This window comes from Collinsella sp. AM34-10 (assembly GCF_003469185.1).
Lineage (GTDB): Bacteria > Actinomycetota > Coriobacteriia > Coriobacteriales > Coriobacteriaceae > Collinsella.
This window is the reverse complement of the sequence record NZ_QSIL01000006.1, coordinates 52358-74435: the sequence shown is the minus strand read 5'-3', so window position 1 is coordinate 74435 and position 22078 is coordinate 52358. Positions and strand designations below refer to the sequence as shown.

Sequence of the window (22078 nt, the reverse complement as noted above, 5' to 3'; positions counted from 1 at the left end):
ACATTGGTTGACTTTAGACAATAATCCCCAGCTGGGGATTATTTATGTACATAGGTAGCATTTCAAAACAGGGGCATATCCGCTGAATGGCTTGCTGCAACGTGATAACCGCGGACGCGCCCCTGCTTTGAAACTGAAGAGGGGCTGTTAGGCGCGTGCTGCCTGGGCGATGCCAGCCTTGGCGTTTGCGCGTTTGCCGGCGAGTTCGCAAAAGATCGCGCCGCCGATGATAAGCACGGCGCCCATCAGACGGACCGGTGTTATGGCTTCGCCCAAAAGGACGGCCGAGAACACGACCGCCGAAAGCGGCTCGAGGTAGCCGACGACGGCGACGGTCTGGACGGGCAGTTTGGCGACGGCGCTAAAGTAGAGCAGGCAGCCGATGCCGGTGTTGACGACGCCGAGCATGACGACGGCGCGCCAATCAATACTGGCGGCGACGCCGGCGGACAGGAATGAGGGGGCGCCCTGCGTGAGGAGCGTAAGGACCAGCGCGGTCAAAAAGGCGGCGCTCACCTGGAGCGCGGAGTTCTCGAGGCCCTCGATGTGCGGCGCACCCTTGCTGGCGATGACCATCAATGCATAGCAGAAGGCCGAGGCGATGCCGCAAGCGATACCCGCAATGGGCATATTGCCGCCTAGACCTTGTGCCGCAATGAGAAAAGCACCGCAGGCGACGGCGATAAAGCCGGCGATTTTGCTGCCGGTCAGCTTTTCGCCAAAGATGAGCGGGGAGAGCGCCATGACGATGATGGGGCCGCAGTAGTACAGCAGCGAGGATACGCCGACGCCAATCGTCTGGTAGGCGCGGAACAGAAAAATCCAGCTGGCGCCCAGCGCGGCTCCCGAGAGGAGGAGGGCTGCGGCTTCGCGGGGGCGGGATGGCGCCTGCGGCTTATGGCGTTGGGTGACGGCGAGGATGGTGACAAGCGAGAGTGCGCCTAAAAACGTGCGCAGTAGCACGATATCGGAGCTCGGCAGCGCAATGGCAGCGGCGATGATGCCGTTGGAGCCAAACAATAGCAATGCTGCTAAGTACGCAAACAGTCCGTTGTTCATGCGCTGAAATCCCCTCTATATCCGAGCATGTTCACTATGGGTGAACTGGCTATAGAAGAAAAGCGAATATAATTCATAGATAACATGACAAAAGCTCATGCATATGTGGAGGGGTGCCGTGGAAACGAATGTTCAAAAGATGCAGGTCCTACTCGAGACCGTGCGCGCCGGCAGTTTTACGCGCGCCGCCGAGCGGCTGAGCTATTCGCAGTCGGGCGTGAGCCGTATGGTGGCCGATCTTGAGGCCGACTGGGGCTTTAAAGTGCTTGATAGAAGCCGCGAGGGCGTAGTGCTTTCTGCCGACGGGCGGCAAGTTATGCCGGCTGTTGAGGCGTTATGCGAGGAATTCACTCGCTTGCAGCGACGGGTGGATGAGATGCGTGGGCTCATGCGCGGCAAAATCTGCATCGGTACATTTTCGAGCGTGGCGACCCACGTGCTGCCGCCGGTGATTGCGCGCTTTCGCGCCGATCACCCGGACATCGATTACGAGCTGCTGATGGGTGATTACTCCGAGATTGAGCAATGGGTGGCGGAAGGTCGCTGCGACCTGGGCTTTATTCCGCGCGAACCACGCGGCGCCGGCATGGCGTCGCGGCCGTTGGTGCGAGACGAGTTAATGGCGGTAGTGCCAACAGGCTCTTTGTTTGCCGCGGCGGAGGTCGTCTCTCTTGCCGATTTGGCCAACGAGCAGTTTATTCTGCTGGAACGCGGCACAGATGATGAGATTACGCCGCTGTTTCGCCGCGCGGGCCTGGCGGTGCGCTCTAAGCTGTCGACCTGGGATGATTATGCGATTATGGCCATGGTCGAGGACGGTCTGGGCGTGAGCATTCTTCCGGCGCTCATCTTGCGCCGCTGCCAGTTCGATGTTGCCGTGCGCCCGCTCGAGGGACATCCTCATCGGCAGATCAACGCCATATACCGCACCGCTGACGTTTCGCTTGCGGCGGCTCGTTTTCTTGAATATCTCTAAAAGCGCGTACCTGTTGTCTACTTTGGGACAATTCTCGAGGCTCGGTACATTTTCTTGTGAAATTGAACTTTCGGATAATGTGCCGCGCTATACTGCTGCCTAAATTGAACTCAGGTTCAATTCGTGTTCTATAAATTGAACTTTGCCAGCAAGGAGGTTCTAGTGGCCCAAGAGACGTTTTGCGATCGCCTGCGACAGACTATGTCCGATCGCGACGTTCGCCAGTCGGACGTAATCCGCGCATCGGAGATGCTCGGCAAAAAACTCGGCAAGAGTCAGATGAGCCAATATGTGAGCGGCAAGACGATCCCGCGGCGCGATGTGGCAGAGCTGCTCGCCCGCATTTTGGAGGTCGATGTTACCTGGCTGCTCGCCGGTGACGCCGACCAAGGTGAGACCCCTCCGTCCCGTAAAGTTGCCAAATCCGAACCTAGTTCCTCAGCTCAAATTCCAAGGAGCACCACCATGCGTACTTTTTCTAAATCCACCAAGCTTGATAACGTCTTGTATGATGTGCGCGGTCCCGTCGTCGACGAGGCCGCCCGTATGGAGGACGAGGGCGAGCGCATCCTCAAGCTCAATATCGGCAACCCAGCGCCCTTCGGTTTCCGCACGCCCGACGAGGTTATCAAGGACATGCGCCAGCAGCTGCCCGACTGCGAAGGCTATTCCAACTCGCGCGGCCTGTTCTCTGCGCGCAAGGCGATTATGCAGTACTCGCAGATCAAGGGCCTGCCCAATGTTCAGATGGAGCACATCTACACGGGCAACGGCGTGTCCGAGCTCATTCAGCTTTCGATGAACGCGCTGCTCGACAATGGCGACGAGATTCTGATCCCCAGCCCCGACTATCCGCTCTGGACGGCGTGCGCGACCCTTGCCGGCGGTCATCCCGTGCACTATCTGTGCGATGAGCAGGCGGATTGGTATCCCGATCTGGAGGATATGGAGTCCAAGATCACGAGCGCGACCAAGGCCCTCGTCATCATCAACCCCAACAACCCCACGGGCTCGGTCTACCCGCGCGAGGTGCTCGAGGGCATCGTCGAGGTTGCGCGCAGGCACCAGCTCATGATCTTTGCCGACGAGATCTACGACCGTCTGTGCATGGACGGCTACGAGCACGTCTCGATTGCCTCGCTCGCTCCCGATCTGCCCTGCGTTACCTTTAGCGGCCTTTCCAAGTCGCACATGATCGCGGGCTATCGTATTGGCTGGATGGTGCTTTCGGGCAACCAGCGCTGCATGAGCGACTTCATTATGGGTATCAACATGCTCTCTAACATGCGCCTGTGCTCCAACGTGCCGGCCCAGTCGATCGTCCAGACGGCGCTCGGTGGCCATCAGTCGGTCAACGACTACATCCGTCCCGGCGGTCGTGTCTACGAGCAGCGCAACTTTGTGTATGAGGAGCTCAACAAGATCGACGGCATCTCGGTGGTCAAGCCGCGCGCGGCGTTCTATATCTTCCCCAAGATGGATGTTAAAAAGTTCAACATCACCGATGACGAGCAGTTTGCCCTCGACCTGCTGCACGAGAAGAAGATTCTGATCACGCGCGGCGGCGGCTTTAACTGGGCCGAGCCCGATCACTTCCGCATCGTGTACCTGCCGCGCATGGAAGTGCTCAAAGAGTCGCTCGAAGACCTCGCCGACTTCTTCGACCATTACCGTCAATCGTAGGGGATAGAAACTCCGCACAATGAAAAGCTCCCTGCAGTTGTTTTGCTGCAGGGAGCTTTCTTGAATCGGCGGGACTAAATAATAATCCCGTTGCAGTGGTCGATTTCGTGTTGGATGATCTCGGCGGTGTAGCCCGAGAAGTTTTTGATGCGGTGGACGAAGTTCTCGTCCAAATACTCCACCTTAATGCGGCGATAACGGGTACAGGGGCGCTCACCAACCAGCGAGAGGCATCCTTCGCTCGTCTGATAGGCATTGACCTGCTCAAGAATTTGAGGGTTGTACATCAGGAGCGCCCTGTTGCCGTCCTTTACGCAGATGATGCGTTTGCGCACGCCAATCATGTTGGCGGCGAGGCCCACGCACTCGTGCTCATGCTCGTGGAGCGTATCCAGGAGATCCTGCCCGGTCGCGGCATCGTCAGGTCCCGCCTCTTCGGAAGGCAGACGCAAAAAGAACTCGGATTTCATGATGGGCTTAATCATGGCGGGCTCCTTAAGGTGGATAGGTTTGGTTCAGGCCATGATACCGCGACATGTCGCATTAATGTGTGTACATAGATTCTGCAGCTAGATTGGCGGGCGACACCATAAACTAATGGACGTTTTGCCGAGAGGCATGAATGTATAAAGCGCAAAGAGTGCGCGACGGGCCCCGCGAATGGGGCGATGATGCCCGAGAGGGCCAAGAAGGAGTCTCATGTCCGAGAACGAAGAGATCATGAACGAGACCGAGAACGAGACCATGGCTGCCGAGGTTGAGGCAGTCGAGACCGTGGAGACCGAAGCTGCTGAGGTTGAGGCTGCTGACGAGGTTTCCGCTGAGGAGGAGGCCGAGGTTGTCGAGGCCGCCGTTGATTACGATGACGAAGAGCTGATGGACAAGATGCAGAAGGCCGCCCGCCTGCTGCGTAGCCGTCGCTTTGCTATTTCCAAGGAGGAGGAGGCCAAAGCCGAGCGCATGGCGAACATCGAGCGCGCCATCAAGCTCCTTGACCTCAAGCCCAAGATGGAGCAGAAGGAAATGTCCGACCTGCTGGGCATGCGCCTTCGTGAGCTCGATGGCCTGATGGCCGAGGCCGAGGCTGCCGATCTGGTCGGCCGCATCGACGACGCCGAGGGCGATATGCGCAAGATCGTCGTCTTCGCTGCCGAGGATGCCGCTGAGGGCCTGGTCGAGCTTGCCAATAAGAAGGAGAAGCTCCTGCCCGAGCTTTCTTACGAGGAGGCCACCGAGCTGATGGCCGCTCTCGATAAGGTTATCGCTCCGCTCGTCGCCATGGGCCTGGACGAGGACCGCGGTCCTCGCGGCGGCCGTGACGATCGCGGTGGTCGTGGCGGTGACCGTGGCGGCCGCGGCGGCTTTGGCGATCGCGGTGGCCGTGGCGGTGACCGCGGCGGTCGCGGTGGAGATCGCGGTGGCCGTGGCGGCTTTGGTGACCGTGGCGGCGACCGTGGCAGCCGCGGCGGCTTTGGCGGCAACCGTGGTGGCTATGGCGATCGCGGTGGCAACCGTGGCGGCTTCGGCGGCAACCGTGGTAACGACCGTGGCGGTCGCGGTGGCGATCGTGGCGGCCGCAACGGTGGCGGCTTCCGCGGCAACCGCTTCTAATTGGGTTACGCGGTTCTACGAACCGCGTAACTAGTTGACGCTGCGCGCCCACCAGAGCGACAACTTGTCATTCAAAGAGGACGGCATGACCAGAAGGTCTATGCCGTCCTCTTTTCATGTCAATTTGTTCGCTCTGGTGGACGCTCGCTGTCGGTACCAAAACATCGGCGCTGCCATGATCCAAGGTAGTCATTGGGGACGTTCTTAAACGACTACATAGCATGAGAGTGGATAATCTCCCGGTTTGAGCCTGCATTCAAGCTCAAAGTGGGAGATTATCCACTCTCATTTGTTATGTGTCCGAAAATCCACGCTCGTTTCTACTCTGCCTACATTTGGAGGAAGAGCTCGTGGAGGCGGGTGTCTTCATCGAGTTCGGGGTGGAAGGTGACACCGAGTTGGTTGCCCTGACGGGCGGCGACGATGCGCCCGTCGACTTTCGCTAGGGCCTTGGCGTCGCCGTGGAGCTCGACGATGCGGGGCGCGCGGATAAACGTCAGGGGCACTTCACCGTCGATGCCGGCTACCTGCCCCTTGGCTTGAAAGCTGCCGAGTTGCCTGCCGTAGGCATTGCGCTCGACAAGTACATCCATGGTTGCCAAACGCGGCGTGCCCTTATCGTCATGGGCGGCAAGGTCGTGAGCCAGCAGAATTAGGCCGGCGCAGGTGCCCAGGACGGGCATGCCTTCAGCGATACGGGCACGAAGCTCCTCGAGCATGCCCAGCTCATCAAGCAACTTCCCTTGAACGGTAGACTCGCCGCCGGGAAGTACTAGACGGTCAAAGTTCTGCCGCAAATCGGCCGCCTGTCTCAGTTCAATACAGTGTGCGCCCAGCTCGGACAGCCTCGCCTCGTGCTCGGCAAAAGCGCCTTGGACCGCCAGCACGGCGACCGTTTGGTCTGCATAATCGCTCATGTGCGATCCTTTCTGCTGGACTAGCGTCCGCGCTCCTCCATGATGATCTCGATCTCATCGGCGTTGATGCCCACCATAGCCTCGCCAAGGTCCTCCGAAAGCTCAGCGATGAGTTTGGCATCGGTGAAGTTTGCCACGGCCTTAACGATGGCGGCGGCGCGCTTGGCGGGGTCGCCACTCTTAAAGATGCCCGAGCCGACAAAGACGCCCTCGGCGCCCAGCTGCATCATCAGCGCGGCGTCGGCGGGGGTCGCTACACCGCCAGCAGCAAAGTTCACGACGGGGAGCTTGCCCGTGGCATGGACCTCGCGCACCAGTTCGACCGGAACCTGCAGTTGCTTGGCTGCCTCAAAGAGCTCATCATCGCGCAGGGCGACAACGTCGCGAATCTGCTTTTGGATCTTGCGCATGTGGCTCACGGCCTGGACCACGTCGCCCGTGCCCGGCTCGCCCTTGGTGCGGATCATCGTGGCGCCCTCGGCGACGCGGCGCAGCGCCTCGCCCAGGTCGCGGGCACCGCAGACAAACGGGACGTCAAACTGGGTCTTGTCGATGTGGTAAACATCGTCGGCAGGGGAGAGAACCTCGGACTCATCGATGTAGTCGATCTCGATGGCCTGAAGGACCTGCGCCTCGACAATGTGACCGATGCGGCACTTGGCCATAACGGGGATGGAGACGGCCTCCTGGATGCCCTTGATCATCTTGGGGTCGCTCATGCGCGAGACACCGCCTGCGGCACGGATGTCGGCCGGAATGCTCTCGAGTGCCATGACGGCGCAGGCGCCGGCTTCTTCGGCGATGCGTGCCTGCTCGGGCGTGGTGACGTCCATGATGACGCCGCCCTTGAGCATCTGCGCGAGCTCGCGATTGAGTTTGACGCGATCGGCCTTACTGGTCTGTTCTGCCATGGTTGCTCCCTTGGTTGGCATGTGCATTGCTTGACGGAACATCCTATCGGGGAGCTGGGTATGGCGAAATACTCAGTTTTCGAGATAATGACAAGGTCAGACTAATATCAGATTGAATGGCTTAATAAGGTCAGGTGATAGGCTCATGCTTGACTACAATTTGGAAAAACGCGGCGAAGCATCGCTCTATGAGTATGTTTACCAGCAAATTCGAGATGATATTGTTGCTGGACGTATTGCGGCGGGGGAGCATCTTCCGTCCAAGCGCGCCTTTGCCAGTCATCTGGGAATCAGTGTCATTACCATCGAGAATGCATATAGCCAGTTGCTTGCCGAGGGCTATATTTGCTCAATACCGCGTCGGGGCTACTACGCTTGCGAGCTTCCGGATGCACCGGTTTTGCCTTTGGCTACGGGGGATATCGACCGAGATACTGTCTCTGTGGACCTCGCCGCGCCTGACGCCGATGGCCAGGTCGAGCAATTCGGATCACTTTCTCCATCCGCATTGGAGGCGGCTAGGCTTTGGCAAGGCGCGCTACGAGCAACGCTGACGTCCGAAGACGAACGCGAGATCTTTTCGCCCGCACCAGCGCAGGGCACCGCTCGGCTACGACGCGCAATCGCTCACCATCTGCGCGGGACACGGGGCATGAATGTTAATCCCGACAACATTGTTATCGGTGCGGGCGCCCAGCTGCTCGATACCATGTTGGTTCAGTTGCTTGGCGCGGACAAGGTGTATGCCGTTGAGGATCCGGGCTATTTGCGCCTGACGCGCATCTATCAGGCTATGGGTTGCAAAGTTCGACATATCCCGTTGGATGATGACGGCGTGGACTTGAGCGCTCTGCAGAAAGCCGGGACCGATGTCCTTCACCTGATGCCGTCCCATCAGTATCCGACCGGCCTTGTGACGAGCATTGCGCGTCGCTATGCCCTGCTGAGCTGGGCCGCCGAGCAGCCGGATCGGTATCTCATCGAAGATGACTTTGATTGCGAGTTTCGCCTTGCCGGCAAGCCGATTCCCGCGCTTGCTTCGATCGATGCCGCCCAATCGGTCATCTACACCAACACCTTTTCAAAAAGTCTGTCGTCGGCGTTGCGTCTAGCGTACATGGTGCTGCCTGATGAGCTGATGGAACGGTTTAGGCGCAACCTTGGTTTTTACGCCTCGTCGGTGAGTTCTGTTGACCAGGTCGCTCTGGCTCGTTTGCTGGAATCGGGTGATTACGAGCGGCATGTGAACCGCGTGCGCGTTCGTGCTCGTGAGGCGCGGGATAGCCTGGCGGCGCTTGTGCGGAAAGTGTTTCCGGCGGGGGAGGTCTCGATTGAACATGCAGACGCGGGCCTTTACTGCGTCGTGGCTGTGGAGCGTGACACGGGCGGAAGCTCTTTTGTGCGGGCCCTCACGCGCTCGGGTATTCCGTTTATCGATATCAGTGACTGTTATTGGTGCGCCGATAGCTCGTCTGTCCCTGAAAACTCAACTCAAATTCTTGTCCAGTATGACGACCTGAGTCCGGAAGTGCTTAATACCTTGGAATTGCAGCTAATGGGGGGCGCTCTGCAATCTAAGTGAGTAGACTTTTGGCACTTTGGCGACCAGGCCGTTTTGAAACAAGCTATCTACCTATGGTTTTGAGAAGCAGGATGACCGGTCTGATCGGGATGTTCCAAAAAGTCTACTCACTTGCCGCGCAAAGTTTCCTCATGAGAAAAAATGGGGTTTTCAACAGGGCTTCGTCCAGCTCTCGGCAAGCTTTTGGCCAGTTGGGGAGGGCTGTTGAAAACTTAACGGTCCGTTTGGTGCCATTTTCGGTGCGTTCGCGCCAATGCGAGACCGGCTGGGTTGAAATTCGTGTTTTCCTGTGCCTATGAAGGATCTGCTTTGTGACATATCGGCTTTTAGGTACTGGCGTTTGCCCCCTCAAGTGCGTGCTTTGTGTTCGCCGCTTCCGCGACCGGAAGAAGACCGGCAGCGATATGGCCTCGCCCGCAACCCGACGGCTGCGGTTGTGCTCGGTTTTCCGTTGTATACATTGGTTCGGACGAGAAACAAACGGACTTGCCCTGCCAGCATTAGGCAGCGGCTGTTCCTTGGCGAGCTCCCCAGGGAATCTGTGCTGGAAACGGAGCATGGATTTTTGGTTACGTCTCCTCTGCTGACGGCATTCATCATGTCGCGCCATCTGACGGATCTTCAGCTTCTTTTTGTGTTGGCGGAGATGTGCGGTTTGTTTGCGGTGTGCGCTCTGCCGGCGGCACTTGAGACGGAGCTTGCGCGTGCAATTGATTCGGGCGCGATTTCGACAACGTTCGGTTGGGTGCGCTGCCCGTCCGAGGATGGCGCCGCCTCAAATTTATGGCGTCGAGACGCTTTGGTTTTGGGCGGAGACCTTGACCGTTTTTGTTCAGATGTTTGCGGGATGCGTTACGGCAATAGATTTATGGCGGTATCGCATCTCGTTCCATTGGGCGCCGCGTCGCCTTTTGAGGTCGAGGCGTATTTGTTGCTTGGACTGCCGCGAGCCCTGGGAGGCGAAGGGTTTTGCGGCATAGAGCTCAATGTCGAAGTGACGCTAAGCACAAGTGCTCGAGCGATTGTGGGAAAGTCCCGTGTATATATCGACCTACTTCTGTCTTCGCCGGACGGCAGGCGACAGGTGGCCATTGAATGCCAAGGAAAGGCCTCGCACGGACGCGCAGGGGATGGCCTGCGTGACGCTGACCGCATGACGGCCCTTCAGGCCATGGGCTACGATGTACTTCTCCTGACACACAGACAGATATCCGATGAGGATAGATTCCGCGCGATCGTTAAGGCCGTATGCAGGATGCTCGATGCTGAATATCGTGATAAAAGCTCGGATGAGCAAAGGGCTGAGACATTACTCCGGTCTGAACTATTCGTTGACTGGACAAAATTGGGAGTAATCGACGGAAAGATGCCCGTTAGACACAAAACAGCTCGATCGTGGACGGCTGCGGAACTAAGTGAGTAGACTTTTGGCTTGATGGCGACCAGGTCGTTTTTGCAATAAGTCATTTACCTGCGACTTTACAAAGCAATTTAGATGGCCTGCTCGGCAAGTTCCAAAAAGTCTACTCACTTAGTTTTGACGAGAAACCGATGCCGAAGGCAGTCCTATTCCAGGGAGTTAACAAGTTCGTGAGGCACGAAAAAGGCCCGAACCATGCGGTCCGGGCCTTATAAAAGTAGAGAATGTCTCTCAGGCGGTTGGCTTAGCCAAAGTAGCGCTTGAGCAGGCCGGCGAAAGCCTTGCCGTGGCGAGCCTCGTCGCGAGCCATCTCGTGCACGGTGTCGTGAATGGCATCGAGACCAGCGGCCTTGGCGCGCTTGGCAAGATCGGTCTTGCCGGCGGTGGCGCCGTTCTCGGCCTCAACGCGCATCTCGAGGTTCTTCTTGGTGGAGTCGGTCACGACCTCGCCCAGGAGCTCAGCGAACTTGGCGGCATGCTCTGCCTCCTCGTGGGCAGCCTTCTCCCAGTACAGGCCGATCTCGGGATAGCCCTCGCGATGGGCGACGCGAGCCATGGCCAGGTACATACCGACCTCGGAGCACTCGCCCTCAAAGTTGGCGCGCAGGTCGGCAACGATGTCCTCGGAGACGCCCTCCATCTTGGCGACCCCCACGACGTGCTCGGCAGCCCACTCGAGCTGACCCTCTTCCTGCTTCAGGAAACGAGAACCGGGAACGCCGCACTGGGGGCACTTAAAATCCTCGGGCAGCTGGTCGCCGTCGTACTCTTCAACATAACCGCAAACGGGGCAAACAAATTTCATGATTCGATCCCTTCGATCGATGGCGATGGGGCGCTTGTCCGGTCCCGTAAGGGCCCTCTCCGGACGTGCGTCTTGACGAGTTCTATTATCCATAAATGCAATCAAATGTGAAGCCTATTAGGAATGATTTTTAATAAAACAATTTTGAGATATGAAGATGTTGATTGATTAACGATTGGCAGGCCGTCTTTGACCGCCGCTGAGTACAATCGGTCGAGCAAATGTTGACCAATCAACAAATGAAGGAGCTTCCTTTATGCATCTAGCCCGCCGCGCCTGGTGCCGAACGTATCAAACTGTTTTTCGCATCGCATTGCCGGTGCTGCCCTATACCGAGCCACGCATTCTGGAACACGCTGAGGATGTGCCCACAGTGCTTCAAAAGCGTTCGATACAGCGGGTTCTTATCGTGATGGATCCCGGTATTGCCCGTCTGGGGCTCACGGCACCGCTCGAGACAGCGCTCGCGTCCAAGGGAATTGGCGTTGCGGTCTATGCCAAAACATCAGCGAACCCCACGGTCTCAAACGTGGAGGAAGCGGCGTCCCTGTATCGAGAGAGCGCCTGCCAGGCCATTATCGGCTTTGGTGGCGGTTCGGCCATGGACTGCGCCAAGGGTGTGGGGGCGCGCATTGCGCAGCCAAACAAGCCCATCAACAAGATGCGCGGGCTGCTGCGGATTCATCATCGCCTGCCGCTGCTCATCGCCGTTCCCACCACGGCAGGCACGGGAAGCGAGGTCACGCTTGCAGCGGTAATTACCGATGACGAGACGCACTACAAGTACCCCATTAACGACTTTGCGCTTATCCCGCGCTTTGCGGTGCATGACCCCGAGTTTACGCGCGGCCTGCCCGCCTCCATTACGGGGCAGACGGGTATGGATGCCCTGACGCATGCTGTCGAGGCCTTTATCGGCCGTAGCACCACGCCCTACACGCGCAAGATGGCGCGTCAAGCGGTCCAGCTCATCCGCGACAATTTGCTCGAGGCCTATGAGCATGGCGACAACATGCATTCGCGTCGCAATATGCTTTCGGCGGCGTATAAGGCGGGCGTTGCCTTTACGCGCTCCTATGTTGGATACGTTCATGCCATCGCGCACAGTCTGGGCGGCCGATACGGAATTCCGCACGGCTTGGCCAACGCCATCATCCTGCCGCATATGCTTCGCGCTTATGGTGACGCCGCCGCCCCCAAGCTTGCCGATCTTGCTCGCATGGCGGGCATTGCGCCGGCTACCGCGCAGGACAGTCTTGCGGCCGAGGCCTTTATCGATTGGGTCGACCGCATGAACGCCGCCTTGGAAATTCCCAAATACGTGACGGGCATTCGCCACTCCGACATTCCGCAGATGGCGGCGCATGCCGATGCCGAGGCCAATCCCCTGTACCCCGTTCCGCTTCTAATGGACCGCTTGGAGCTCGAGCATATGTACGAAATTATCGCAGGTGGTATGTTTGAGGACGAGAAATAGGAGGGTCCATGAACACCGAGGAAATTGCGCGCATCGTCGGCGATCAACGCGCCTACTTTAAGACACACGCCACGTTTGATGTCGATGCTCGACGTCGCGCGCTCGTGAGTTTACGCGATGCGGTCCGGGCGCACGAGGCCGATATTGCCCATGCGCTCAAGACCGATTTGGGAAAGTCGCATGACGAGGCATATATGTGCGAGATCGGCACGTCGCTTTCCGAGATTCGTCATCAGATTGCTCACGTGGTTCGATGGAGTCGTCCGCGCCTGCGTCCGTGCGATCTTGCCAACGCCGTGAGTGTGTGCAAAACGCAAGCCGTGCCCTATGGCGTCACGCTCATCATGGCGCCCTGGAACTACCCGTTTTTGCTGACGCTCGAGCCGCTCGCTGGCGCCCTTGCCGCAGGCAATACCGTCGTCATCAAGCCGAGTGCATATGCTCCGGCATCGAGCGCGGTGCTCAAGCAAATCTGTGAAGAGGCATTTGATCCGCGTCTGGTGACGGTTGTCGAGGGCGGGCGCGCCGAGAACGAAGCGTTGCTCGATGAGTGCTGGGACAAGATTTTCTTTACCGGTAGCGTTCCGGTCGGCAAACTCGTCATGGAGCGCGCAAGTAAAAACCTTGCGCCCGTGACGCTTGAGCTGGGCGGAAAGAGTCCCTGCATCGTGGATGCGACGGCAAACTTGAAGGTTGCGGCACGGCGTATCGCCTTTGGTAAATGGCTCAACGTGGGGCAGACCTGCGTGGCGCCCGACTACCTGCTGGTCGATACGAGCGTGCACGACGAGCTGCTGGGCCTCATCAAGGAAGAGGTCCGTCGCATGTTTGGCGAGCACCCGCTCGATAACGAGGATTACGGGCATATCGTCAACGCCAAACATTTTGCGCGCGTGCGTGGGCTGATCGATCCCGATAAGGTCGTGCTTGGAGGTGTCACGCGCGAGGCTTCGCTCAAGATCGAGCCGACGATTTTGGATGGCGTGGCCCCCGATGACGCCGTGATGCAGGAGGAGATCTTCGGCCCCATCTTGCCGGTACTGACGTTTGAGAACTTAGACGAGGCCGAAACGTTTATTACGGATCGTCCGACGCCGCTGGCCCTGTATATCTTTAGCCAGGACCGCGAGGTCCAGCAGCGCTTTGTGCGCTACGTGCCCTTTGGCGGCGGCTGTGTTAACGACACCATCATGCATCTGGCTACGAGCCATATGGGCTTTGGCGGCATGGGCGCGAGCGGCATGGGGCAGTACCATGGCCGCGAGAGCTTCGATGCGTTTAGCCACAAGAAGAGCATCGTGAACAAGGCAACCTGGCTGGACGTGCCGTTTCGGTATGCGCCCTACGCAAGCTGGAAGCACAAATTCGTGCGCATGTTTGTGCATTAGGAAATGGCAGGTAATACGAACAAGTGTTCCTATTACCTGCCATTTACGTTAGACTACTGCCATGGGGTACGGATGGGCCAACTCCCTTTAGAAGGGAATTGGTATGAACGTAAGCGATGTTATTTCGTTACTGGCGTTGTTAATCGCGGCTATCGAACTCGGCCTGTTTATCGGCCGAATGAAATAGCCGCCCCCGCGTAAGCGAAGACGGCCACTTCTCACGATGTAAACGTGCACCGGAGTTGGCAAGACCCGCTGCAACGGGTGCCATCCGTGCCTCTATCTTATCTGCAAGCGCTCTGTCTCGCAAGCGTTGCGGCAACTGGGTGAAAGGCGCGAGCGGGTGAATTCGTGTCCGCACGGGCCCGTAAACTTCTCAGTAAGGTTAAGCGCCGGTTTATCCGGCCGTTAGAGGAGCTGCCATGTACGAGCCTTCACGTGTTCTTTTGTCGTTTCATATCGCAGGATTTCAGTATGCCGACGGTGCCTTGGTCCTGGGCGATCTTAAGGTCGGCGATAAGCTGACGCTGTGTGCCGAGCGCGATAATCCCCATGACCCTGAGGCGGTTGCGATCTATTACGGCAACACCAAGCTCGGCTATGTTCCGGGAAACGGGGTCGGCCCGCTATCCGTGATGATGCATTATGGACACGAGGGTGTATTTGAGGCGCGCGTGCAGCAGGTTGCCCCCGAGCGTAGCCCGTGGCACCAGGTGCGCGTTGGCCTCTACGTGGTGGATGCTCGCTAGTCGGTAAGGGAGGCTGCCATGTTTGATGACGATGGCCTGTTCGATCTGACGGATGACCCGTTTGAGTGGGATATGCTGCTCGACGATGATGAGCTGGAGCAGGACCGTAAGAAGCGGCAGGACAAGAAAACTCAGGGTGACGCTTCGAAAAAGCAAGACAAGCGCCGCCGCGGACTGTTCGGCGGGCTCTTTGGATAACCGCCGCATCGCTGCGTCTGTATACTTAGCACGAGTTGAACACGTTGCGAAATGAGGACAGAGACGATGATGTGGTTTACCGCCGACCTGCACCTGGGCGACACGAATATCCTGCACGACATGGACCGGCCATTTGGCTCGGTCGAGGAGATGAACCGCAAGGTCATCGATGCCGTGAATGAGTGCGTGGCGGCGGACGACCGTCTCTATATCTTGGGAGACTTTACCTATCGTTTGCCCCTGGCGGATGCTGTGCGCCTGCGCGAGCGCATCGAATGTCAGAACGTAACGCTCATCCGTGGCAACCATGACGGTGACTGGGAAGATCCAGCTGCGCCCCAAATCTGGGAAGACGTGCGTGATTACCTGGAGATTGCTCCCGGCTATGCCAAGGGCCATCGCCTGGTGTTGAGCCATTACCCCATGCTCAGCTGGAATGGCAAGGCGCGTGGCGCCATCATGCTGCACGGGCATATCCACAGCAGGGGAGACCGCACCAACGCGCGCAACTGCGATCGCGAGCGCCCCATTTATCGCTACGATGTGGGCCTCGACGCCAACGAGTACAAGCCCGTAAGCCGAGACCAGATCTTGAGCTTCTTTGGACTGTAATTCTCGAACCGTCACACAAACCGCCACAAAGGGGACAGGCACCTTTGTGGTGGTTCTGGCGCTGTTGCTATTATGGCGGCGGCGTCTTTTTTGTCCGTGCGGCGCGGTAGAGTGTAAGCGGTTGAAATTTGCGTCCATCGAGGAGCTGCTATGAACGAGATCAAGTGCCCGCATTGTGGCGAAGTTTTTAAGGTCGATGCGTCTGGCTATGCGGACATCGTCAAGCAAGTGCGCAATGCCGAGTTTTCGCGCGACCTGGATGAGCGTGTGAAGGCAGTCCAGCGCGAGGGCGAGCAGGCGCTGGAGCTTGAGCGCTCGCGTTCGACGGCTGCCTTGCAAAAGGCAGATTCTCAGCGCAACGCTCAACTTGTCGAGCAGAAGAACGCCGCGGAGCAGAAGCTGGCACAAGAGGTTGCCAAGCGCGACGCTGAGCTTGCCGAGCTGCGCGCCAAGCTCGAGGGCGCTGCCACAGAGCGCGAGAGCGCAAGTCAGCGCGCGGCGGTTGAGGCCCGTGCCGATGCTCAAAAGGAAAACACCGAGCTTCAGCGAGAAATCGACAATTTGCGTGCGCAGCTGGAGCGCAAAGATGACGAAGCCAAGCTCGTCGAGTCGGTGGCGCGCAATGCTGCTCAAAACGATTTGGCTGCACGTGATGCTCAGATTGCCGAGCTGCAGGCCAGGCTTGCCGCGGCGGACAAGGCCCAGGAGATGGCGCTTGCCGCTGCCGCGGCAGAGTCGCAGCGCGAGCTCGATGCTGCTCGCGGTGAAGCTGAGCGCGCGCTTGCTGACTACCGCGCGACGGTACAGGAGAAGTTTTCCGCCGCAAAGGCACAATCTGAGCAAGAGGCCGAGGGTCTGCGTGCCCAGTTGCGCGAGCAGGAACTGATGGCAAAAATGAACCTGTCGGAGGCGGTCGCCGCGGTGGAGCGAGAGCGCGATGAGGCACGTGCCAAGCTGACGAGCGAGCTGGCGGTGCGCGATTCTCGCGAGGAACAGGCCAAGGCGGCACACGAGCTCGAGCTTGCGCAGGCCAAGCGCGCGAGCGATGACCTGATTCGCTACAAGGATGAAGAGATTGAGCGCCTTAAGGACATGAAGGTCCGCCTGTCCACCAAGATGGTGGGCGAGTCGCTCGAGCAGCACTGCGAGACCGAGTTTAACCGTCTGCGCATGACGGCGTTTCCTAACGCGTACTTCGAGAAAGACAACGATGCGTCCGAGGGTACCAAGGGCGACTTTATCTTCCGCGAGTGCGACGCGAGCGGCAACGAGGTCATTTCGATTATGTTCGAGATGAAAAACGAGAACGACGAGACTGCGACCAAGCACAAAAACGAGGACTTCTTTAAGAAGCTCGATCACGATCGTCGCCAGAAAGGCTGTGAGTACGCGGTGCTCTGCACGCTACTCGAGCCCGAGAGCGAGCTCTATAACGCAGGGATAGTCGACGTGAGCTATCGCTACGAGAAGATGTACGTGATTCGCCCACAGTTTTTCATTCCCATGATTACACTTCTTCGCAACGCCGCCATGGGTTCGCTGCGCTATAAGCAGGAGCTAGCGGAGTACAAACAGCAGAATATCGACGTCACGAACTTCGAAGCCAAGATGGAAAAGTTCAAGAACGATTTCGGTCGCAACTACGAGATCGCGAGCCGCAAGTTCCAAACGGCGATCGATGAGATTGACAAGACGATTAGTCATCTGCAGAAAACCAAGGAAGCGTTGCTGTCCTCCGAGAACAATCTGCGCCTGGCCAACAAGAAAGCCGACGATCTTACCATTCGCAAGCTCACGTGGGGTAACAAGACCATGAAGGCAGCGTTTGACGAGGCACGCGGGGCTGCGCCAGAGACAAACGATGAGCCCGCCGAGGCGGATTCGTATGAGGTCGAGGATGCCGAGTAAGGCATAGCGTATAGTGCAAAAGCGGGCCGCTGGCGATATTGCCAACGGCCCCGTTTCATTTCGTTCCAGTATGTACGACTAGTCCTCGATCAAATCTTCGATAAAGCCGACACGGTAGTTCTTGAAGATGACCTCGCCACCGTCTTGCGTGGCGTCCAGATCGACATCGCCCATGATGCCAAAGTCGTGGTCGCCATCCTCGTCGGCAAAGATCTGGTGCACATGCCATACGTGCGCGGTCTTCTCATCGGACTCGTCGATGGAAAACATCGCGGCGCTGCGGGCATCTCCGTCGGTGAGGATTTCCTCGTGCTGCTCGTGGTAAGCGTCGAGTGCTTTTTGCCAGCGAATTTCGCTCATGCCCCAGTCGTCGTCGAGCTCGCCCAGGTCGCGAACATGCTCGCGGGCGGCAAGGGTCACGCGGCGGAAGAGTGCGTTGCGCACCAACAGCGTGCAGCCGCGACGGTCCGCAACGACCTCGTCGATGCCCTGTGGCGGTGCGGCGTCGAGTGCAGCGGGGTTGCCGGCGTTCTCCCACTCGTCCACCAGGCTCGAGTCCACCGAGCGCACCACAAAGCCCAGCCACGAGATAATGTCGCGCAGGCGCTCGTCGCGCTTCTCGATGGGTACGGTGCGGTCGAGCGAACGGTAGGCCTCTGCCAGGTAGCGCAGCAAAATACCCTCGGAGCGGGCGATGCCGAGCTTTTGAATGTAGCCCTTAAAATCGCTCGCGCTTTCCAGCATATCGCGCAGAACGCTCTTGGGAGAGAGCTGATAGTCGTTTGCCCAGGGTACTTCCTGGCAGTACTTGTCAAAAGCGGCGTCGAGCAAATTCTCGAGCGGCTTTTCGTACGTGACGTCTTGAATGCGCTCCAGACGCTCCTCATATTCGATGCCGTCGGCCTTCATCTCGGCCATAGCGCGATCGCGTGCTGCGCGCTCCTGTGCGCGCAGCACCTGCTTGGGATCCTCGAGCGTTGCCTCGACCATTGAGATTAAGTCCATGGTATAGGTCTCGCTCTCGGGATCGAGCAGCTCCAACGCGGCAAGCAAGAACGGCGAGAGCGGCTGATCGAGCGCGAAGTCCTCGGGCAGATCGACCGTCAGCGCATAGTCGATGTCTGGTGCGGCGTCAGCCGGGGCATCGGGTGCGGGCGGCACCTCGGCGCGCACGACGACGCCGGAATCGATGAGCGTGGCGAAGATTTCGTCGGCGCGAACCTCGAGCTTGGCCTTTTCCTCGGGCGTTTGCAGGCTTGTCTCGATGAGGTCGTGCACGCGGGCTCGCGCATCGCCGCCCTGCTCGACCACGCTAATCACCATGGAGTGCGTGATGCGCAGGCGCGGCTTGAGCGTTTCTGGCTGCGTCTCGATCAGGCGCTCAAAGGTCTGCTTATTCCAGGTGACAAAGCCCTCGGGTGCCTTCTTCTTTTTAATCTTACGGAGTTTTTTGGGGTCGTCGCCCGCTTTGGCCGTAAGCTTGGCATTCTCGATCTCGTGCTCGGGTGCCTCGGCAATCACCATGCCCTCGGTATCGAAGCCCGAGCGGCCGGCGCGACCGGCAATCTGATGAAACTCGCGGGCGCGCAGACGACGCATCTTGTAGCCGTCGAACTTGGTGAGCGCGGTGAGTACCACGGTGTGGATGGGTACGTTGATGCCGACGCCGAGCGTATCGGTGCCGCAGATGACGGGCAACAGGCCCTGTTGTGCCAAGCGCTCGACCAGCAGACGATAGCGCGGCAACATGCCAGCATGGTGCACGCCGACGCCGCATCCGAGCAAGCGCTTAAGAATCTTGCCAAAGGCCGTGGAGAAGCTCGTGCCTTTGGCAGCTTCCTTAATGGCCTCGCGCTGCGCCTTGCTGGCGATGCCAAAATTGGCGAGCGACTGCGCCGTCGCAAGGGCGGCATCCTGGCTAAAGTGCACGATATAGAGCGGGGCCTCGCCACGGCGCATGGCGAGCTCGACGGTGCCCTCGAGGGAGGTCGTCACATAGTCGTAGCTCAGCGGAACAGGACGCGGGGCGTCGACAACCAAGTCGCAAGCAGCGCCGGTGTGCTCCTCGAGTGAGGCGGCGATGGCAGTGACATCGCCGAGCGTGGCGCTCATGAGCATAAACTGCGTGTGGGGCAGGGTGAGCAGCGGCACCTGCCAGGCCCAACCGCGGTCGGGGTCGGCAAAGTAGTGGAACTCATCCATGGCCACGCAGCCCGCATCGGCGTCCTCACCCTCGCGCAGCGCATCGTTAGCAAGGATTTCGGCCGTGCAGCAGATGACGGGTGCCTTGGTGTTGATATGCGTGTCGCCGGTGATCATGCCGACGTTATCGCGGCCGAGCACCTGCACAAGGTCGAAGAACTTTTCGCTGACCAGGGCCTTGATGGGGGCCGTGTAATAACAACGCTTACCCTGCGCCATGCCCATAAAGAGCATACCCAGCGCGACGAGCGATTTACCCGATCCGGTCGGTGTGCCTAAGATGACGTGATCGCCGGCTGCCAGGTCCATGAGGGCCTCTTCTTGGTGATCCCACAGTTCAATACCGCGATCGCTCGTCCATTCAAAGAAACGCTCGAAGGCCTGGTCGGGCGTGAGCCATGGCTCGGGCTCACTGCCATCCTCGGGCTCCCACCAGGTGGGGGAGAGCGCGCCGAGCGAGCCAAACTCGGCTTCGGTTCCCGTGCCGCCCGAGAATGAGCTGGCGGCGCCGGCGCCGGAGACGGTGCTGGCGGCGGTATCTGTCGTGGTCTGTGCCATGTGTTTGCTTTCTCTCGCGATTGTCCGCCAACTATTATGGCGTAGCGGCGGCGCGGAGCGGCAGCGCGCGAGAAAATGCAGGAAATGGGCGTGCGGTGCTAGCGTTCCTGAGGCAGGCGCTTCTTGCCTTTCCGGGCACGGTTTCTAAAGTTCTCGACGGCCTCTTCCATGCCGAGAGGCACGTAGGTGAGCTCATCGAGGTTATCGGGCAGGTAGCAGGCAAGGCTTTGCTCCTGCATGCGGCCCGCCGTGAGCTGTTCGTCGGTTGGCTGCGCACCGGGTGTGGCGCAAATGCCATAGACGACGGCGCCCATCTCGCGCGTGCGGCATTCATATTCGGTCTCGGGATGCTCGGGATGGTCGCGGCGTACGTCGTCACTTACCCAAAGCGTGTCGTAGCCGGCCGCGGCAAACTGCCCCAGGGCGTAGTCGCGCAATGGCTTGCTGTCGGTGCGCAGCGTGACGGTGGCGTCGGCTGCAAAGAGCGAGCGATAGAGCATTAGATGGTCGACATGGACGAGTCGTTTTTTGGCGTACTTGGCCTTGGGCTGCGGCGTGGGAAAGTTAATGGTGATGGCATTGAGCTCGCCTGCGGCAAACAGCTGCGGCAGCGATGCGGCGCCTCGGGGCAGGACGAGTGCGTTGGATAGCTCCTGCTCGCAGATTTTCTGTGCGGCATAGGCGATGCAGATGGGCTCCTGGTCCATGCCGATAAAGAGGGTGTTTGGCTCGTGGGCCGCGCGCTCTACAAGGTACGTTCCCTTGCCACAGCCAAGATCAAGGTGAAGGTGTTCGAAGGGCTTGCTGCCAGCTGGCGCACAGGCCTTGCGCCAATCTCCGGCATAGGCCTCGGGGTTCGTCTCAATCGCATCGGCGTAGCGCTCCAGGCGCTCCTCGAGCACAAAGTTCTTAGGCGTGCGAACGTGGACGGCTCCCATGAGGCTCCTTGGTCATAAGTATGGAACGCATAGCTGCACGTTCCGTCAATGGGTTGAAAAAGGGTGGGCGCAATGTGCCCGAAAGTTGCGGTGCGGCTCGGCGACGAGTCGTCAATGCCTACAGGCGCTTAAGAATCACATAGCGGTTGAGCTCGCCGCTGCGACCGTCGGCATGGAAACGCTCAAGCTCGCGCACGGGGACCTCGCCGCTCTTGTAGAACGTACGGACGCCGCGCACCAGGTCGGTGATCTGCTGATCATCAAAGTGGTGGCAATAACGGTAGGCGTGACGGTCGTTTTGCCAGCCAATGAGGTGGTCGCCGGCTTCAAACTGCGCGGAATCGTAACCCTCAAACGGCGGGGTGAGCTCGGCGCGGGCTTCGGCGCGAACGGCCTTGCGCGCCATGCGCTCGTCGTTCATAAACTCCCAAAAACTGATGGCGATGATGCCACCCGGGCGCGTTTGGCGCACCAAGGCATCAAGTACGCGTACACGGTACTCGCACGACGGCACATGGTGCATAAAGCCAAAGCAGACCGAGATGTCGGCGAGCGGGGCGTCGAAAAGCACGTCGGGTGTCTCGGCGGGGTTGAGCTTCATAAGGGCGTCGAGTACGTCGAGTTCCTGGAAGTGCAGGTTGGGAATGCGCAGGGCGTGGCCGCGTGCATCGATGGCCAGGTCCTGGCACGAGTCGACACCATAGAACTCGAAGGGGCAGCTGGCGTCTGCCGAGGGGCTCGTGCCGTCCACGCCTTTGGCAGCCAGCGTGCCGCCGGCGGCAAAGTTCTCGAAGCGCATGTTGCCGCAGGCAAGGTCGAAGACGCGGACGGGATGCTCGATCGTGGCGACGTCGAGCTGTTCGAGCGCAATGTCCATGGTGCGCACCCAGCCGGGCCACGGGGCCTGACGCGTATCGGAAAAGGAGGCGGAGTGCTCGCGATAGAACGTGTTGTTGAGCTGGATGAGCGATGAGGCGAAATCGCGGTTCACGGCGCGGGACTCCCTCCGTTGGCGGTGCGGAATAAACAGTACGACCATACTACCGTTAACGCCGCAACGGGGACAACCAAGCTACGGGTCATT

The 22078-nt window shown here is 59.0% G+C and carries 19 protein-coding genes; 11 read left to right on the top strand and 8 right to left on the bottom strand.

Annotated features, from left to right (window positions below; genetic code table 11):
* Positions 1 to 147: 147 nt before the first annotated feature.
* Positions 148 to 1059: a DMT family transporter gene (locus tag DW823_RS06870; protein ID WP_118081326.1), complete on the bottom strand. Its 912-nt coding sequence runs from the start codon at positions 1057 to 1059 to the stop codon at positions 148 to 150.
* Between the two features lie 118 nt (positions 1060 to 1177).
* On the opposite strand from DW823_RS06870, the gene DW823_RS06865 reads away from it, so the two are divergent.
* Together DW823_RS06865 and DW823_RS06860 are read left to right on the top strand one after the other, a co-directional pair.
* Positions 1178 to 2035 (top strand): LysR family transcriptional regulator, encoded by an 858-nt coding sequence (locus DW823_RS06865; RefSeq protein ID WP_233543035.1) that lies wholly within the window; start codon positions 1178 to 1180, stop codon positions 2033 to 2035.
* Between the two features lie 201 nt (positions 2036 to 2236).
* Entirely contained in the window at positions 2237 to 3718 is a 1482-nt protein-coding gene (locus tag DW823_RS06860) for an aminotransferase class I/II-fold pyridoxal phosphate-dependent enzyme (RefSeq protein WP_118081443.1), read from the top strand.
* 74 nt (positions 3719 to 3792) lie between these two features.
* Here the strand turns inward: DW823_RS06860 and DW823_RS06855 are convergent, their stop codons facing one another.
* Complete coding sequence (locus DW823_RS06855) at positions 3793 to 4203, bottom strand: peptide deformylase (RefSeq protein WP_118081322.1); 411 nt, start codon at positions 4201 to 4203, stop codon at positions 3793 to 3795.
* Positions 4204 to 4417: 214 nt separating this feature from the next.
* Here DW823_RS06855 and DW823_RS06850 point away from each other — a divergent pair, with 214 nt between their 5' ends.
* On the top strand, positions 4418 to 5329 hold the full coding sequence (locus DW823_RS06850) for a hypothetical protein (RefSeq protein ID WP_118081320.1): 912 nt from the start codon (positions 4418 to 4420) through the stop codon (positions 5327 to 5329).
* A 329-nt stretch (positions 5330 to 5658) separates the two neighbouring features.
* Here DW823_RS06850 and pdxT read toward each other — a convergent pair whose 3' ends face one another.
* Positions 5659 to 6246 (bottom strand): pyridoxal 5'-phosphate synthase glutaminase subunit PdxT, encoded by a 588-nt coding sequence (gene pdxT / locus DW823_RS06845; protein WP_118081318.1) that lies wholly within the window; start codon positions 6244 to 6246, stop codon positions 5659 to 5661.
* Between the two features lie 20 nt (positions 6247 to 6266).
* A complete protein-coding gene (gene pdxS / locus DW823_RS06840; RefSeq protein WP_118081316.1) occupies positions 6267 to 7157 on the bottom strand; it encodes a pyridoxal 5'-phosphate synthase lyase subunit PdxS in 891 nt (296 codons plus the stop codon).
* A 145-nt stretch (positions 7158 to 7302) separates the two neighbouring features.
* Here pdxS and DW823_RS06835 point away from each other — a divergent pair, with 145 nt between their 5' ends.
* Positions 7303 to 8739 carry a PLP-dependent aminotransferase family protein gene (locus DW823_RS06835; protein ID WP_118081314.1) on the top strand — a complete coding sequence of 479 codons (1437 nt, stop codon included), beginning with the start codon at positions 7303 to 7305 and terminating at the stop codon, positions 8737 to 8739.
* Between the two features lie 541 nt (positions 8740 to 9280).
* Positions 9281 to 10162: a hypothetical protein gene (locus tag DW823_RS06830; RefSeq protein WP_118081312.1), complete on the top strand. Its 882-nt coding sequence runs from the start codon at positions 9281 to 9283 to the stop codon at positions 10160 to 10162.
* 241 nt (positions 10163 to 10403) lie between these two features.
* On the opposite strand, the gene DW823_RS06825 is transcribed toward DW823_RS06830, so the two are convergent.
* A complete protein-coding gene (locus DW823_RS06825) occupies positions 10404 to 10967 on the bottom strand; it encodes a ferritin family protein (RefSeq protein WP_199574398.1) in 564 nt (187 codons plus the stop codon).
* 253 nt (positions 10968 to 11220) lie between these two features.
* Between DW823_RS06825 and DW823_RS06820 the strand changes: the two genes are divergently transcribed.
* The 6 genes from DW823_RS06820 (at position 11221) to DW823_RS06795 (ending at position 17296) form a co-directional block, all read left to right on the top strand.
* A complete protein-coding gene (locus DW823_RS06820) occupies positions 11221 to 12441 on the top strand; it encodes an iron-containing alcohol dehydrogenase (protein ID WP_118081308.1) in 1221 nt (406 codons plus the stop codon).
* 8 nt (positions 12442 to 12449) lie between these two features.
* Positions 12450 to 13829, top strand: a complete 1380-nt coding sequence (locus DW823_RS06815; RefSeq protein WP_118081306.1) for an aldehyde dehydrogenase — start codon at positions 12450 to 12452, stop codon at positions 13827 to 13829.
* 422 nt (positions 13830 to 14251) lie between these two features.
* Positions 14252 to 14578: an HIRAN domain-containing protein gene (locus DW823_RS06810; RefSeq protein ID WP_117716491.1), complete on the top strand. Its 327-nt coding sequence runs from the start codon at positions 14252 to 14254 to the stop codon at positions 14576 to 14578.
* Between the two features lie 18 nt (positions 14579 to 14596).
* Positions 14597 to 14776: a hypothetical protein gene (locus DW823_RS06805; RefSeq protein ID WP_117716490.1), complete on the top strand. Its 180-nt coding sequence runs from the start codon at positions 14597 to 14599 to the stop codon at positions 14774 to 14776.
* 66 nt (positions 14777 to 14842) lie between these two features.
* Positions 14843 to 15388, top strand: coding sequence for a metallophosphoesterase (locus DW823_RS06800; RefSeq protein ID WP_233543034.1), 546 nt, complete (start codon positions 14843 to 14845; stop codon positions 15386 to 15388).
* 150 nt (positions 15389 to 15538) lie between these two features.
* On the top strand, positions 15539 to 17296 hold the full coding sequence (locus DW823_RS06795) for a DUF2130 domain-containing protein (protein ID WP_118081301.1): 1758 nt from the start codon (positions 15539 to 15541) through the stop codon (positions 17294 to 17296).
* A 78-nt stretch (positions 17297 to 17374) separates the two neighbouring features.
* On the opposite strand, the gene DW823_RS06790 is transcribed toward DW823_RS06795, so the two are convergent.
* The 3 genes from DW823_RS06790 to DW823_RS06780 all read right to left on the bottom strand — a co-directional run bounded on the left by DW823_RS06790 (position 17375) and on the right by DW823_RS06780 (position 21985).
* Positions 17375 to 20056, bottom strand: a complete 2682-nt coding sequence (locus DW823_RS06790; protein WP_118081299.1) for an RNA helicase — start codon at positions 20054 to 20056, stop codon at positions 17375 to 17377.
* Positions 20057 to 20154: 98 nt separating this feature from the next.
* Entirely contained in the window at positions 20155 to 20994 is an 840-nt protein-coding gene (locus DW823_RS06785; RefSeq protein WP_118081297.1) for a tRNA (guanosine(46)-N(7))-methyltransferase TrmB, read from the bottom strand.
* Between the two features lie 118 nt (positions 20995 to 21112).
* A complete protein-coding gene (locus tag DW823_RS06780) occupies positions 21113 to 21985 on the bottom strand; it encodes a hypothetical protein (RefSeq protein WP_117758783.1) in 873 nt (290 codons plus the stop codon).
* Positions 21986 to 22078 lie beyond the last annotated feature (93 nt).

Excerpts from the sequence above, each read along its gene's own strand:
- DW823_RS06870 (WP_118081326.1), bottom strand. The coding sequence starts at position 1,059 with ATGAACAACGGACTGTTTGCGTACTTAGCAGCATTGCTATTGTTTGGC.
- DW823_RS06860 (WP_118081443.1), top strand. The coding sequence starts at position 2,237 with ATGTCCGATCGCGACGTTCGCCAGTCGGACGTAATCCGCGCATCGGAG.
- DW823_RS06855 (WP_118081322.1), bottom strand. The coding sequence starts at position 4,203 with ATGATTAAGCCCATCATGAAATCCGAGTTCTTTTTGCGTCTGCCTTCC.
- DW823_RS06850 (WP_118081320.1), top strand. The coding sequence starts at position 4,418 with ATGTCCGAGAACGAAGAGATCATGAACGAGACCGAGAACGAGACCATG.
- pdxT (WP_118081318.1), bottom strand. The coding sequence starts at position 6,246 with ATGAGCGATTATGCAGACCAAACGGTCGCCGTGCTGGCGGTCCAAGGC.
- pdxS (WP_118081316.1), bottom strand. The coding sequence starts at position 7,157 with ATGGCAGAACAGACCAGTAAGGCCGATCGCGTCAAACTCAATCGCGAG.
- DW823_RS06835 (WP_118081314.1), top strand. The coding sequence starts at position 7,303 with ATGCTTGACTACAATTTGGAAAAACGCGGCGAAGCATCGCTCTATGAG.
- DW823_RS06820 (WP_118081308.1), top strand. The coding sequence starts at position 11,221 with ATGCATCTAGCCCGCCGCGCCTGGTGCCGAACGTATCAAACTGTTTTT.
- DW823_RS06815 (WP_118081306.1), top strand. The coding sequence starts at position 12,450 with ATGAACACCGAGGAAATTGCGCGCATCGTCGGCGATCAACGCGCCTAC.
- DW823_RS06810 (WP_117716491.1), top strand. The coding sequence starts at position 14,252 with ATGTACGAGCCTTCACGTGTTCTTTTGTCGTTTCATATCGCAGGATTT.
- DW823_RS06805 (WP_117716490.1), top strand. The coding sequence starts at position 14,597 with ATGTTTGATGACGATGGCCTGTTCGATCTGACGGATGACCCGTTTGAG.
- DW823_RS06800 (WP_233543034.1), top strand. The coding sequence starts at position 14,843 with ATGATGTGGTTTACCGCCGACCTGCACCTGGGCGACACGAATATCCTG.
- DW823_RS06795 (WP_118081301.1), top strand. The coding sequence starts at position 15,539 with ATGAACGAGATCAAGTGCCCGCATTGTGGCGAAGTTTTTAAGGTCGAT.
- DW823_RS06790 (WP_118081299.1), bottom strand. The coding sequence starts at position 20,056 with ATGGCACAGACCACGACAGATACCGCCGCCAGCACCGTCTCCGGCGCC.
- DW823_RS06785 (WP_118081297.1), bottom strand. The coding sequence starts at position 20,994 with ATGGGAGCCGTCCACGTTCGCACGCCTAAGAACTTTGTGCTCGAGGAG.